14 protein-coding genes are annotated in these 12,897 nt (G+C 64.6%); 8 read left to right on the top strand and 6 right to left on the bottom strand.

The window, feature by feature from the left end:
• Nucleotides 1–460 (top strand): Smr/MutS family protein (locus WCE35_RS00345; protein ID WP_424591365.1); only part of this gene is annotated, 460 nt, incomplete at its 5' end.
• Between the two features lies 1 nt (nucleotide 461).
• Here the strand turns inward: WCE35_RS00345 and WCE35_RS00340 are convergent.
• From WCE35_RS00340 to hslV, 5 genes are all read right to left on the bottom strand, one after another.
• A complete protein-coding gene (locus tag WCE35_RS00340) occupies nucleotides 462–1,598 on the bottom strand; it encodes a hypothetical protein (protein ID WP_424591364.1) in 1,137 nt (378 codons plus the stop codon).
• 87 nt (nucleotides 1,599–1,685) lie between these two features.
• Nucleotides 1,686–2,987, bottom strand: a complete 1,302-nt coding sequence (gene hslU, locus WCE35_RS00335) for an ATP-dependent protease ATPase subunit HslU (RefSeq protein ID WP_424591363.1) — start codon at nucleotides 2,985–2,987, stop codon at nucleotides 1,686–1,688.
• A gap of 65 nt (nucleotides 2,988–3,052) precedes the next feature.
• Nucleotides 3,053–4,135: a hypothetical protein gene (locus WCE35_RS00330; protein WP_424591362.1), complete on the bottom strand. Its 1,083-nt coding sequence runs from the start codon at nucleotides 4,133–4,135 to the stop codon at nucleotides 3,053–3,055.
• 60 nt (nucleotides 4,136–4,195) lie between these two features.
• Nucleotides 4,196–4,807 (bottom strand): DUF2585 domain-containing protein, encoded by a 612-nt coding sequence (locus WCE35_RS00325; RefSeq protein WP_424591361.1) that lies wholly within the window; start codon nucleotides 4,805–4,807, stop codon nucleotides 4,196–4,198.
• A gap of 16 nt (nucleotides 4,808–4,823) precedes the next feature.
• Nucleotides 4,824–5,381: an ATP-dependent protease subunit HslV gene (gene hslV, locus WCE35_RS00320; protein ID WP_424591360.1), complete on the bottom strand. Its 558-nt coding sequence runs from the start codon at nucleotides 5,379–5,381 to the stop codon at nucleotides 4,824–4,826.
• Between the two features lie 193 nt (nucleotides 5,382–5,574).
• Here hslV and hisB point away from each other — a divergent pair, with 193 nt between their 5' ends.
• From hisB to coaA, 7 genes are all read left to right on the top strand, one after another.
• Nucleotides 5,575–6,168, top strand: coding sequence for an imidazoleglycerol-phosphate dehydratase HisB (gene hisB / locus WCE35_RS00315; protein WP_424591359.1), 594 nt, complete (start codon nucleotides 5,575–5,577; stop codon nucleotides 6,166–6,168).
• Between the two features lie 28 nt (nucleotides 6,169–6,196).
• Nucleotides 6,197–6,736, top strand: coding sequence for a DUF2628 domain-containing protein (locus tag WCE35_RS00310; RefSeq protein WP_424591358.1), 540 nt, complete (start codon nucleotides 6,197–6,199; stop codon nucleotides 6,734–6,736).
• The gene (hisH, locus tag WCE35_RS00305; protein WP_424591357.1) at nucleotides 6,733–7,383 is read left to right on the top strand and encodes an imidazole glycerol phosphate synthase subunit HisH; all 651 of its coding nucleotides are present in this window, start codon (nucleotides 6,733–6,735) and stop codon (nucleotides 7,381–7,383) included. The genes WCE35_RS00310 and hisH overlap by 4 nt, the downstream gene beginning before the upstream one ends.
• A complete protein-coding gene (gene hisA / locus WCE35_RS00300) occupies nucleotides 7,371–8,120 on the top strand; it encodes a 1-(5-phosphoribosyl)-5-[(5-phosphoribosylamino)methylideneamino]imidazole-4-carboxamide isomerase (RefSeq protein ID WP_424591356.1) in 750 nt (249 codons plus the stop codon). The genes hisH and hisA overlap by 13 nt, the downstream gene beginning before the upstream one ends.
• A gap of 8 nt (nucleotides 8,121–8,128) precedes the next feature.
• The gene (gene hisF, locus WCE35_RS00295) at nucleotides 8,129–8,905 is read left to right on the top strand and encodes an imidazole glycerol phosphate synthase subunit HisF (protein ID WP_424591355.1); all 777 of its coding nucleotides are present in this window, start codon (nucleotides 8,129–8,131) and stop codon (nucleotides 8,903–8,905) included.
• A gap of 83 nt (nucleotides 8,906–8,988) precedes the next feature.
• Nucleotides 8,989–9,312, top strand: coding sequence for a phosphoribosyl-ATP diphosphatase (locus WCE35_RS00290; protein WP_424591354.1), 324 nt, complete (start codon nucleotides 8,989–8,991; stop codon nucleotides 9,310–9,312).
• 18 nt (nucleotides 9,313–9,330) lie between these two features.
• Nucleotides 9,331–10,287, top strand: a complete 957-nt coding sequence (gene coaA, locus WCE35_RS00285; protein WP_424591353.1) for a type I pantothenate kinase — start codon at nucleotides 9,331–9,333, stop codon at nucleotides 10,285–10,287.
• A gap of 64 nt (nucleotides 10,288–10,351) precedes the next feature.
• Here the strand turns inward: coaA and WCE35_RS00280 are convergent, their stop codons facing one another.
• Entirely contained in the window at nucleotides 10,352–12,604 is a 2,253-nt protein-coding gene (locus WCE35_RS00280; protein WP_424591352.1) for a response regulator, read from the bottom strand.
• Nucleotides 12,605–12,897 lie beyond the last annotated feature (293 nt).

Here is a 12,897-nt window from a genome sequence, read left to right as displayed (position 1 = left end):
GTCGCAGGCGGCGCCGCCGGAACCGAAAGCGGCGGTCGCCGCCAAGCCCGTCGCCTCGCCGAAGCCGGCCGCGCACGCTCCAGTCGGCCGCCCGACGAAGCCGCCTGCGGTACCGCCGTTGGCCCCGCTTGGACGCCGCGAGCGTTCGCTTCTCTCACGTGGCAAAAAAGACATCGACGCCCGCATCGACCTCCACGGCATGACGCAAACGCGCGCCCATCGAGCGCTGTTCGGATTCCTGCAACGCGCTCACGGTGATGGCCTGACCTTCGTGCTTGTCATCACCGGCAAGGGGAAAGCGGGCGGCGCGGAATCGGAGCGCGGCATCCTGCGCCGCCAGGTGCCGCAATGGCTGGGCCTGCCGGAATTCCGCTCGCTGGTGGTCGGGTTCGAGGAAGCCCATATCGGCCACGGCGGCGAGGGCGCGCTTTACGTGCGCGTGCGCCGGTCGAGATCGTAGCTCAGAACGGCCGCACGATTCCGACGCGGGGGATCAGCGTGACGATCCAGCCGAACACCGTCGTCCTGCGATCATGCGCCGGGATCAACGGCACGGTTTGCGAGGCAGGCAGCATCTTCACCGCGTGCAGGATCAGGAACAGGCAGGCCGCCCAGTTGGAAATCCACCGCGAATAGTCGAACACCATTGCGAACAAGACGAGGTAAGCCGCGCTGACGAGCACGACCGCCGCGATGACGATGCGGCGGTGAATGTCGCTCGAAAGCACGGCGATCGAGCGCGCAAAAAATCGCCATACCGGGGAATGCAGCCCGATCAGCAGGGCGAACACCGGCAGACCCAGAAGGTTTGACGGCATGCGGTCCCAGGTATCGCGGATTTCCTGGGAAAGCGGCTGATACCATATATAGGCAAAGCTGTGGATGTAACGCGGCAGGTCTTCCCGCGAGGGGTCGGCAATGCGGCTCTGCGCATGCGCGACGAATTCGGCCGGCGGCACCGCCATCGTTCCAAGGAATTGGGCGGCGAGGAACAGCAGGCCGACGGCCAGCGCCGCAACCACGCCGACGACTGCATTCCGCCGTGTCAGGCCCTGGACCAGGTAATGGCGCAGCACCACGATGGCCGCGATGGTCGGCACATACATCAGGAAATGGATGTGGTGAATCAGGATCAGGAGCATCGACGCCAACGCCGCGGCTATGACGAACGCGACCGAGCGCGCCGGCAATAGCAGCAGGGCGAGGGCGACCGCGCAGCCGTAGATATCGAAGTGCCCGAGCGTATAGATGAAGTTCTTGAGAAAGAACGGCGAGCCGGCCATCAGGACGAACAGCGGCAAGTTGGCGGCGTCGAGGCCGAAGGTTCGCCGGAACAGTTTTACGAACAGACCGGCGGTGATCAGCCATGCGGCGCCGCCGAGCGCGAATACCAGCCACACCGGCACCTTGTCGGTGAACAACGCCACCAAGGCGCCGATCAGCGCACGCTTGGTGAAGCCGAAATGATAATCGACCAGCAGATGGATGTAGGGGACGTAGGGCTGAAGCGTGATCTTATACAGGAACACCCCGATCAGCACGGCGGCATTGACGCCAAGCATCAATCGCCAGGGGTTTTCCCACGCACGCGAATTCATTCAGCCCCCGAAAGACCAGATCGGGCGCGATTATCACACGACGGAGGCGCGGCACGCAACGCGCGTGGCTGGTGAACCCAGGCGGAGTTACAGGATGAACCGGCTCAGATCGGCGTTCCTGGCGAGGTCGCCGACGTGCTTCTCCACGTAATCGGCGTCGACCCGGACGGTCTCGCCATGACGATCCGGCGCGGCGAAGGAAATCTCGTCGAGCACCCGCTCCATCACGGTCTGCAGCCGCCGCGCGCCGATATTTTCAACCGATGAATTGACGGCGACCGCCACGTCCGCCAGCGCATCGACGGCGTCGTCGGTGATGTCGAGCGTCACCCCCTCGGTCTTCATCAGCGCGACATATTGCTTGATCAGCGACGCCTCGGGCTCGGTCAGGATGCGGCGCAGGTCGTCGCGCGTCAGCGCGTCGAGCTCGACGCGGATCGGCAACCGGCCCTGCAATTCCGGCAGCAGATCCGACGGTTTCGCGATATGGAAGGCGCCGGATGCGATGAACAGGATGTGGTCGGTTTTGACCGCGCCATGCTTGGTCGACACCGTGGTGCCTTCGATCAGCGGCAGCAGGTCGCGCTGCACGCCCTCGCGCGAGACGTCGCCGCCAACGCGGCCGTCGCGCACGCAGATCTTGTCGATCTCGTCGAGGAACACGATGCCGCTGTTCTCGACCGCGTGGATCGCTTCCTGCACCAGTTGGTCGCTGTCCAGGAGCTTGTCGGATTCCTCGTTGACGAGGATTTCGTGCGACCCCTCCACCGTCAGGCGGCGGGTCTTGGTCCGTCCGCCCAATTTGCCGAAAATGTCGCCGATCGAGATCGCGCCCATCTGCGCGCCCGGCAGGCCCGGAATTTCGAACATCGGCATGCCGCCGGAAGATTGCGTCTCGATCTCGATTTCCTTGTCGTTGAGTTCGCCGGCGCGCAGTTTCTTCCGGAACGAATCCCGCGTCGCGGGGCTGGAGGCGGGTCCGACCAGGGCGTCGAGCACGCGGTCTTCGGCCGCGAGCTGCGCGCGGGCCTGCACGTCCTTGCGCTTGCGCTCGCGTACCTGCGCGATCGCGACCTCGACCAGATCGCGGATGATCTGCTCGACGTCACGGCCGACGTAACCGACCTCGGTGAATTTCGTGGCTTCGACCTTGATGAAGGGGGCGCCGGCGAGTTTCGCCAGTCGCCGCGCGATCTCGGTCTTGCCGACGCCGGTCGGCCCGATCATCAAAATGTTCTTCGGCAGCACTTCCTCGCGCAAGCTGCCGGTGAGCTGCAGCCGCCGCCAGCGGTTACGCAGCGCGATGGATACGGCGCGCTTGGCGTCGGCCTGGCCGACGATGAAACGGTCGAGTTCGGAGACGATTTCGCGGGGGGAGAAGTCGGTCATCGGTAGCGTGCCATCGGGAATGCTGTCCTATCGCGGGTTTCGTGCAGTCTGGAAACCGGCTTCCGTCATGCTGGTGAGACTGTCGGTGGGAGCCGACGGGAGATCGCGGATGGTGCAACGCCAAGAATTCCGGCACGGAGCGGTCGCCAGCCGGCGCTAAGCAACAGGACGAACGCGCCGAGCGTCAACAGCGTGAGCGGAGTTGTCACATCGGATAGGCCCGCCTGGCGGATCAGCGTCCAGAAAGCAGCCCCGGCATATAACAGGCCGGATACCAGCATCGCGCGGCGATCGATAAGGACTGCGACAAGGCTCAATGCCAAGAACACAGCCATGATGGCGACAGCCGATCCGGAGGTGAGTTGGTGAGAGACATCGAACATTCCATCGATCAGGGAGTGAACGATCAACGGCGCCGCAAGCAGATGAAGCCAAAAGGCGATATCAGCTCGTCGCGTCAGGCGGTCCGGATCGGCGATATCGAACCGCATCGCCAACCCGAAAATCGCGAGACCACAGGCGAAAATGGTGATGCTGCGCGCAACGTGCGATAAATCCGGAGCCAGTCCGTAAACCAGCCCAACCATCGTCCCGGTCAACGCCCCGCAACCTGCGGCGACGGTGATAGGCACCCGAAAACGCCAATAGTGCAGCGCTGTCAGCAGCACAGTAAGGAAAGCGGCGGCTGCCAACATTGTAGGCTGGCTCGGATCGATGCCGAACATGCCCGTAGCACTCAGTGGATAGCTGTTTGGCCTTGTAGCCGCTCCCAGAAGCATTCCCGCACCTGCAAATATGGCAACCGCGAACACGATCAGGAGAACGATGCTTGGCAACGCCATGCGCCGCTGCCGGGTAAAGAACTCGGCAAGCAGCCATGCCGTGGCGGCAATGGCGGCCCACATCGAAAGCTTGCCGCCGGACTGCTGGGCAAGATATCCGATGGCACTGATGAACATGGCAAGGCCGATGGTGACGAAGACGTCGCTGAAGCCACTGATGAAGCGAAGCTGCTCGTCGTCGGGGGAAGCGGGCAGTTCGAGCGGGTCCTGAGCGAGTTCGATTGCGCGCAAGCGTGCGGCCTGTTCGGCCGTGATGATGCCCTGCTGGACGGCCTTGGTCAGAGTTTCATTTGCAATCATCGGCATTGTTCCAGAAGTTAGGTAAGTCCGATCAGCGCCAAGGCAAGCCGTCCGACCAACGCGCATTCAGATGATCGGCGGCCCCGCCTGCCATTGCCTGGTCGCCTCGAAGGGGTGGATCAGCATGATGATGTTCAGGGTAAGATTGTCGCGAATGTGGAGCGCCATTGTGAGCTCGAACAGCAGCGCAAGCGCGATTGTCGCCGCGATCGGCAGCGTTCTTGCCAGCAGGAAGCCGCCGATCATGGCCAGCGTATCGGAGATCGAGTTGATGATGGTGTCGCCGAAATAATCCAGCGAGATGGTGCCGGCGCGGTAGCGTTCGATGATCCAGCTGGAATTCTCGACCAGCTCCCAGCCGCCCTCCACCACCATGGCGAGGATCAGGCGGCCGGGCCAGACCAGCCGCGGGAACAGCAAGAAGGTCGCGCCGTAAAACAGCAAGCCGTGGAGGATGTGCGACAGCGTGTACCAGTCGGCGATGTGCTGCGAATTCTCCGAGCTTTGCACCACGCCGTGCCAGAGCTTTACATAGCCGCAAGCACATATCGGCAGCCGCCCCATCGCGAGCAGGATCGAGGCTTGAACGGCCAACAGGCCCGCCGCGATCAACAGCCAGTGCACGGTCGAAAAACCGCTGGCGACCGGAGTCCTGTCGGCGGCGCTGCCGGCGGTCATGCGTTGCGAACCATCATCAGCCGCCCAGGGTTTCGATCGTGACGTTGCGATTGGTATAGACGCAAATATCGGCGGCGATATCCAGCGCCCGTCGAACGATGGTCTCGGCGTCCTTGTCGCTGTCGACCAGCGCGCGGGCAGCCGCGAGCGCGTAGTTGCCGCCGGAGCCGATCGCCATCACGCCGGCCTCCGGTTCCAGCACGTCGCCGGTGCCGGTCAGGACCAGCGACACGTCCTTGTCGGCGACGATCATCATCGCCTCGAGCCGGCGCAGATAGCGGTCGGTTCGCCAGTCCTTGGCCAATTCGACTGCCGCCCGGGTCAATTGGCCGGGATATTGCTCCAGCTTGCTCTCCAGTCGCTCGAACAGGGTGAAGGCGTCGGCGGTTGCGCCGGCAAAGCCGCCGATCACGTCGCCCTTGCCGATTTTGCGGACCTTTTTGGCGTTGGCTTTGATCACGGTCTGCCCGATCGAGACCTGCCCGTCGCCGCCGATCACCACCTTGCCGCCCTTGCGGACCGTCAAAATCGTGGTGCCGTGCCAGACCGGCGGCTCATTTTGGGATGCTTGCATGAGAGATCCTCGCGTCCGGCCAGATTTAGGACTTTGCGCGCGGGGTTACAATCGCGCGATTGCGCGCCTGATTCCGGTCACCATAGCTGGAAGTTCAGCCTCCAGGACACCATCCCGCAGTAGCGAAGGCGACATCGACCTGTTAGAAGGGCCGCGTTTTCGACCGGGGATCGGTCAAAGGAAAGCACTTTTCATGCGCACGGCGACCATCAAGCGCCAGACCAGGGAGACCGACATCGAGGTAGCGATCAACCTCGATGGGACCGGCGCATCCAGGGTTTCGACCGGTATCGGCTTCTTCGACCATATGCTCGACCTGCTGGCCCGGCATTCGCGCATCGACATCACGGTGAAGGCGGACGGCGATCTCCATGTCGATCACCATCACACCACCGAAGACGTCGGGATCGCGCTCGGTCAGGCCGTGAAAGCGGCGCTCGGCACCATGGCCGGCATCACCCGCTATGCCTCGATCCATATGCCGATGGACGAGACGCTGTCGCGCGTCGTGATCGACATTTCAGGACGGCCGGTATTGGTGTTCAAGGTCGATTTTCCACGTGACAAGGTCGGCCAATTCGACACCGAGCTGGTGCGCGAATGGTTCAACGCTTTTGCGACAAACGCCGGCGTGACTTTGCACGTCGAGACCCTATATGGCGATAACAGCCATCATATCGCCGAATCCTGCTTCAAGGGTCTGGCCAGGGCGCTTCGTACCGCGGTCGAGATCGATCCGCGCGCTGCGGGCGAAGTGCCGTCTACCAAGGGTCGGCTTGGCGGCTGACCTCTCGTTCGTGTGACGGAGAGTGACGATGCCGGTCTACACAGTTCATGCCCCCGTAACCGGCGGCGCCGATCTCGCGGCGACCGATAAGTTCACGTTCGTGCGCGACGGCTTCCATTTCTGGGCGGCGGCGCTGAGCGTGATCTGGCTCGCCTGGCATCGGCTGTGGCTGGCGCTGATCGGCTGGATTGTCGTGAGCGTGGTGGTCCAGCTCGGAATGGCGGCGCTGGGTGCCGGATGGGCCGCGATCGTGATCGCGGATCTGCTCATCGCGCTCTTGATGGGATTTGAAGCCGCCAGCCTGCGGCGCTGGACGCTGTCGCGGCGAAAATGGCGCCAGCTCGACATCGTCGTCGCCGACGACGAGGAGGCAGCCGAGCGGCGCTTCTTCGATCGCTGGACCGCCATCCAGCGCGGTCTTGTCAACGACCAATATTCGGTCGATCGCGGCGCGCCGCCGCCGACCCGGAATATTCCGGGCCAGCCGTTTTCGAAGCCGCCCCCGCCCCCGCCGCTGCCGCAGGGCGAAATCATCGGACTGTTTCCGGAGCCGGGAGGGTCGCGATGAGCGTTGCGATCATCGATTACGGCTCCGGCAATCTGCACTCGGCGGCAAAAGCCTTCGAGCGCGCGGCGCGGAGCATGGAGAATCCGCAGAACATCATGGTGACGCGCGATCCTGAAGCGGTGTTTCGCGCCGATCGGATCGTGCTGCCCGGCGTCGGCGCCTTCGCCGACTGCCGCAGGGGTCTCGACGCGCTCGACGGCATGCTCGAGGCGCTGACGGAGGCGGTGCGGGTCAAGGCGCGGCCGTTCTTCGGCATCTGCGTCGGCATGCAATTGATGGCGACGCGCGGCAAGGAGCATGTCACCACGGAAGGCTTCAACTGGATCGAAGGCGATGTGGAAAAGATCTCGCCTGGTGAGGAGAATCTGAAGATCCCTCACATGGGCTGGAATACGCTCGATATGGTCCGCGAGCATCCGGTGCTGGAGCGCCTGGCCCTCGGGCCGAACGGCCGCCACGCCTATTTCGTGCATTCCTACCACCTCAACGCCGCCAACGAGGCGGATGTGCTGGCGCGCGCAGACTATGGCGGCCCGGTGACGGCGATCGTCGGCAAGGACACCGCGGTCGGCACCCAGTTCCACCCGGAAAAGAGCCAGCGCTTCGGACTGGCGCTGATTTCGAATTTCCTGAAGTGGAAGCCGTGATCCTCTTTCCCGCGGTCGATCTGAAGGACGGCAAGTGCGTGCGCCTCGAACAAGGCGACATGGCGCGCGCCACCGTGTTCAGCCTCGATCCGGCGGCGCAGGCGCGTGCCTTCGCCGGCCAGGGCTTCGAGTATCTGCATGTGGTCGATCTCGACGGCGCCTTTGCCGGCAAGCCGATCAACGCGCATGCCGTCGAAGCGATGCTGAGCGCCGTCACCGTGCCGGTGCAGCTCGGCGGCGGCATTCGCGATCTCGCGACGGTGGAAGCCTGGCTCGCCAAGGGCATCGCGCGCGTCATCATCGGCACCGCGGCGGTGCGCGATCCCGCGCTGGTCAAGGCTGCTGCGAAAAAGTTTCCGGGCCGCGTCGCGGTCGGGCTCGACGCGCGCGACGGCAAGGTCGCGGTCGAAGGCTGGGCGGAAACCTCGCGGGTCACCGCGCTCGAAATCGCGCAGCGTTTCCAGGATGCCGGCGTCGCCGCCATCATCTTCACCGACATTGCGCGCGATGGCCTGCTGCAAGGACTCAATCTCGATGCCACGATCGCGCTGGCCGAACGCATCTCGATCCCCGTGATTGCCTCCGGCGGCCTGGCCTCGATCGAGGATGTGAAGGCGATGCTGGAGCCGCGCGCCAGGAAACTCGCGGGCGCGATCGCCGGCCGTGCGCTCTATGACGGCCGGCTCGATCCCGCAGCCGCGCTCGCGCTGATCCGCAGCGCACGCGCCGCGGCCTAGGAGACAAAATGTTCAAGGTTCGCGTGATCCCCTGTCTCGACGTCAAGGACGGAAGGGTGGTCAAGGGCGTCAATTTCGTCGACCTGCGCGATGCCGGCGACCCGGTCGAAGCGGCCATCGCCTATGACGCCGCTGGCGCCGACGAGCTCTGCTTTCTCGACATCACCGCGACCCATGAAAACCGCGGCATCATGCTGGACGTGGTGCGGCGAACCGCGGAAGCCTGCTTCATGCCGCTGACCGTCGGCGGCGGGGTGCGCACCGTCGACGATATCAAGACGCTGCTGCGCTCCGGCGCCGACAAGGTCTCGATCAACAGCGCCGCGGTGAGCCGGCGGGAGTTCGTCAAGGAAGCGGCGGAGAAATTTGGCGAGCAATGCATCGTGGTCGCGATCGACGCCAAGCGCGTCAAGCGCGGGGGTGGCTCGGACCGCTGGGAAATCTTCACCCATGGCGGGCGCAACTCGACCGGAATCGACGCCATCGAATATGCCCGGCAAGTGGTCTCGCTCGGGGCCGGCGAAATCCTGCTGACATCGATGGACCGGGACGGGACCCGGCAGGGGTTCGACCTGCCGCTGACGCAGGCGATTGCCGACAGTGTCCCTGTACCGGTCATCGCGTCGGGGGGTGTCGGCAATCTCGATCACCTCGTGGACGGCATCCGCCAGGGCCATGCCACCGCGGTGCTGGCGGCCTCGATCTTCCACTTCGGGGAATTTACCATACGGCAAGCCAAGGACCACATGACGCGCGCCGGGCTGCCGATGCGGCTCGATCCATGACGACTCCCTGTCACAAAAGTGCTAAGTTCCGGCATTGGGATAACGCCCGCCCTGGCGGGCCGCACGTGTTTTGAGTCGAGTCGATGCCGCGTTTCACCGTTCATGATCTGGCCGCCACCATCGATGCCCGCGCGGCATCGGGCGGAGAGGCGTCCTATACCCGCAAGCTGCTCGACAAGGGCGCGGAACACTGCGCCAAGAAACTGGGCGAAGAAGCGGTCGAGACCGTGATCGCGGCGATCGAGAACAATCGCGACCACCTCATTGCCGAAAGCGCGGATCTGCTGTTTCACCTGCTGGTGCTCTTGAAGTCGCGCGGCGTGAAGCTCGAGGATGTCGAGGCTGCGCTGGCGCAGCGCACGGCGATGACCGGACTGGAAGAGAAAGCCGCGCGCAAGCGCGATTGATGCGAAGAGGCGGCGCTGATGGATATTCGGGCACCGGAGCAGCAATACAATCCCTATCGGGTGTTTTCGCGCGAGCAGTGGGCGCGGCTGCGCGACGATACGCCGATGACGCTGGAGCCAGGCGAGTTCGAGCGGCTGCGTTCGCTGCATGACCGCCTCGACATGAGAGAGGTCGAGGAGATCTATCTGCCGCTGTCGCGGCTGTTGTCGATCTATGTCGATGCGACCCACCGGCTCTATCAGGCACAACGTCAATTCCTCGGCATCCGGGATCGCAAGATGCCCTACATCATCGGCGTCGCCGGATCGGTCGCGGGCGGCAAATCGACCACCGCGCGCGTGCTGCAAGCGCTGCTGGCGCGCTGGTCGCCGCGGCCGAAGGTCGATCTGGTGACGACCGACGGTTTTCTGTTTCCCAACGCCGTGCTCGAACGTCAGGGGCTGATGCAGAAAAAGGGCTTTCCGGAAAGCTATGACCTGCCGACCTTGCTGGCGTTCCTCAGCGACATCAAGGCTGGACGACGGCCGGTGCGCGCGCCGGTCTACTCGCACCTCACCTACGACATCGTTCCGAACGAGTGGATCGAGGTCGATCACCCGGACATCCTGATCGTCGAAGGCGTCAACGTGCTGCAGACCGGCCGCTTGCCGCGCGACGGCAAGGCCGTGCCGGTGGTCTCCGATTTCTTCGATTTTTCGGTTTATATCGACGCCGAAGAGCCGGTGCTGCGCGAATGGTATGTGCGTCGCTTCCTCGCCTTGCGCGATACCGCGTTCCACGATCCGAGGTCCTACTTCCATCGCTACGCGCCATTGTCCGACGAGGAGGCGACCGCCACCGCGCTGGCGATCTGGGAGCGCACCAACCGCGCCAATCTCGAGGACAACATCCTGCCGACCCGGCCGCGCGCGACCTTGATTCTCAAGAAGGGCGCCGATCATGTGGTGGAAACGGTGGCGCTGCGGCGGCTCTGAAATCGGCGGCTCTGAAATCAGATTGGGGCGGAAGCGCCGGCGGGGGCACGGCTGCGCGGGCCGCTCAGGCGGCAATATGCCACGCCGCCGCGAGGCCGGCGAGCGCCTCGGTGAGTTTTTCGCGATCGAGCGGCTTGATCAGAAAGCCGTTCATGCCGGCCTCGAAGCAGGCATATCGATCTTCCACCATGGTATTGGCGGTGAGTGCGAGGATCGGCGTCTGACGGCCGGGCTGGCCGGCCTCCAGGCCGCGGATGCGCCTGGCGGCTTCGATGCCGTTGAGCTGCGGCATCTGGACGTCCATCAGGATCAGATCATAGGGCGCGTCGGCGGAATTCGCCGACAGCCAGGACTCCAGCGCCTGTTCGCCATTGGTGGTGATGACGGCATGATGCCCGAGCCGGCTGAGCAGCGAGCGCATCAACAGCGCGTTGATCTCATTGTCCTCGGCGACCAGGATCGAAAGCCCCTTGCTCGACGGCATTGCCGGCTTCTCTTCAGGGTCGGCCGGTTCGACCGGGCATTCGCCGGCAAGGCTCGGCGCGGCGATCTCCGGCGCGGCGGTGAGGCGGGCGGCGAGCGAGGCCGCGCGCAACGGTTTGACCAGATAGCCGGTGAAGGCGGAAGCCGCGGAAGGTTGCAGCTCCTGCCGCGTCGCCGGCGTGAACAGCACAATCCGCTGCGTGGCGTGGGGGCGGGCGGCCTCGCCGAGCGCCTCGAGGTCCGCCGCGCCGATGGCGTGATCGATCAGGACAGCGTGCCAGGCCCGCTCGGGCAGCAGCGCTTGCGCCACCGCGGCATCCGAAACCATGCAGGTCCGGGCGCCCCAGCGCTGCAGCCGCCGCGCGATCAGCGAAGCCTCGATGCTCTGCGGCGCAATCAGCATGATCGACTGGCCGGAGAGATCGGGTGCGGCGAAAACCCCTTGCGCGTTACCGTCGGAGGCGGGTAGCGGGACAGACACTTCGAAGGTCGAACCGACGTCGAGCTGGCTTTCCAGTGCGATGCGGCCGCCCATGCGTTTGACGATACGTTCGCTGATGCTCAAGCCGAGCCCGGTGCCGCCATAGCTCTGCGCGATACGGTCATCGGCCTGTTCGAACTCGCGGAAAATCCGGCTCTGCGCCTCGGGCGCGATGCCGATACCGGTGTCGCGCACCAGGAAGCTGATCTCGTTCGGCCAGATCCCGGGCTCGACAATCAGCGCGACGCCGCCGGCCGAGGTGAACTTGATGGCGTTGCCGGCGAGATTGAGCAGCACCTGGCGCAGCCGCGCCGCGTCGCCGATCACCTCGATCGGCAGCCGCTCGTCGACATAGGCGGCGACCTCGATTTTCTTGGCCTGCGCCCGCAGCGCCAGCAATTCGGTGACGTCCTCGATCAATCCGGACAGCGCGAACGGACGATGTTCGAGATCGATCTTGCCGGCCTCGATCTTGGAATAGTCCAGCAGTTCCTCGATCAGCGACAGCAGCGCATCGCCGGAGGTTTTCACCGCCCTCGCGTAGGTGATCTGCTCGGGCGTCAGCGGCGTATCCAGAAGCAGCCCGCTCATGCCGATGATGCCGTTCAGAGGGGTGCGAATCTCGTGGCTCGCCATCGCAAGAAACCGCGACTTGGCGCGGTTGGCGGCGTCCGCCATATCGCGCGCCTCGGCCAGCGCGCGTTCGCTCTCGGTGCGGTCGGTGACGTCGCGGCCGACGCTTTGCATCTCGGCGGGGCTGCCGGCGTCATTGCGGAGGAGGCCTTCGCGCCACGCGATCCAGCGCGGCCCGAGCCGGCTCGCGATCTTCTGGTCGTGAATGCGCGTGCCGTTCGCTTCGAGCGCGACGTCACCCTGCTCGAGCACGGCAAGCGTCGCGTGGCTGCCGATCACGGCGCTGCGCGGCAGCTCGGCCAGTTCGCAATAGGCGTCGTTGGCGAAGGTGATGCGGCCGTCGGCGTCGCGCAGCACGATCAGGTCGGCTTGCGATTCGAACAGGCTGCGGGCGCGCTGCTCGGCCTCCTGCAGTTCCCAGTTGCGATCGGCCAGCGCCTCATTGTGCAGGGCGATCTTGCGCAATTTCCGGCGCATCAGGCGCAGCCGCAGGCTCAGGGTCGCCAGCGCGACGCAGGCGATCGCGAACAGGAAGCTTGCGCCGATCGCAAAGGCGTGCGGGTCATAGCCGGAACCTTCGGACCGGCTTCCGGATATGAATCCATAGGCGCCGCCGAAGGCGGCGGAGAAGATCATGAGCGAACGCACGCCAAAGGTGATCCATGGGTGACGGCGCCCGAAGCGCCGCAAGAAAACCTTGATCCGGAACGTCCGCACCATCGCCAATGATCCCGATTGCTTGCTCGAATTGAGGCGGCCCGACTCGCATGGTGATTCGACACACGATGCGGCGGCGACCTTGCAAAGTGCTTGAGGCTGGTCTTGGTCGCGCACGGCGATGAGAACAGGGTTAATGAAGCGTTTACGCGGCACGGCCCCGGCTTCAGATGCGCGCCCGCCATCCCGCGGCGCGATGCGCCCGGGTCGTGCCTGGATTTTTTCGCCCTTCAAATCGGAGGGCGCAGGGAAAGCCGGGTGCGCGCTGCACCCGCGGTCTCGTGTGCAAAGTGCAC

Origin of the sequence: Bradyrhizobium sp. (assembly GCF_049691595.1) — a bacterium.
Taxonomy (GTDB): domain Bacteria; phylum Pseudomonadota; class Alphaproteobacteria; order Rhizobiales; family Xanthobacteraceae; genus Bradyrhizobium.
This window is presented reverse-complemented; position numbering and strand designations above follow the sequence as displayed.

Coding starts and splice junctions, on each gene's coding strand:
- WCE35_RS00330 (WP_424591362.1), bottom strand. CDS start 4,135: ATGCCGATGATTGCAAATGAAACTCTGACCAAGGCCGTCCAGCAGGGC.
- hisH (WP_424591357.1), top strand. CDS start 6,733: ATGAGCGTTGCGATCATCGATTACGGCTCCGGCAATCTGCACTCGGCG.
- WCE35_RS00325 (WP_424591361.1), bottom strand. CDS start 4,807: ATGACCGCCGGCAGCGCCGCCGACAGGACTCCGGTCGCCAGCGGTTTT.
- WCE35_RS00340 (WP_424591364.1), bottom strand. CDS start 1,598: ATGAATTCGCGTGCGTGGGAAAACCCCTGGCGATTGATGCTTGGCGTC.
- hisF (WP_424591355.1), top strand. CDS start 8,129: ATGTTCAAGGTTCGCGTGATCCCCTGTCTCGACGTCAAGGACGGAAGG.
- coaA (WP_424591353.1), top strand. CDS start 9,331: ATGGATATTCGGGCACCGGAGCAGCAATACAATCCCTATCGGGTGTTT.
- hisB (WP_424591359.1), top strand. CDS start 5,575: ATGCGCACGGCGACCATCAAGCGCCAGACCAGGGAGACCGACATCGAG.
- WCE35_RS00310 (WP_424591358.1), top strand. CDS start 6,197: ATGCCGGTCTACACAGTTCATGCCCCCGTAACCGGCGGCGCCGATCTC.
- hslU (WP_424591363.1), bottom strand. CDS start 2,987: ATGACCGACTTCTCCCCCCGCGAAATCGTCTCCGAACTCGACCGTTTC.
- WCE35_RS00280 (WP_424591352.1), bottom strand. CDS start 12,604: ATGGTGCGGACGTTCCGGATCAAGGTTTTCTTGCGGCGCTTCGGGCGC.
- WCE35_RS00290 (WP_424591354.1), top strand. CDS start 8,989: ATGCCGCGTTTCACCGTTCATGATCTGGCCGCCACCATCGATGCCCGC.
- hslV (WP_424591360.1), bottom strand. CDS start 5,381: ATGCAAGCATCCCAAAATGAGCCGCCGGTCTGGCACGGCACCACGATT.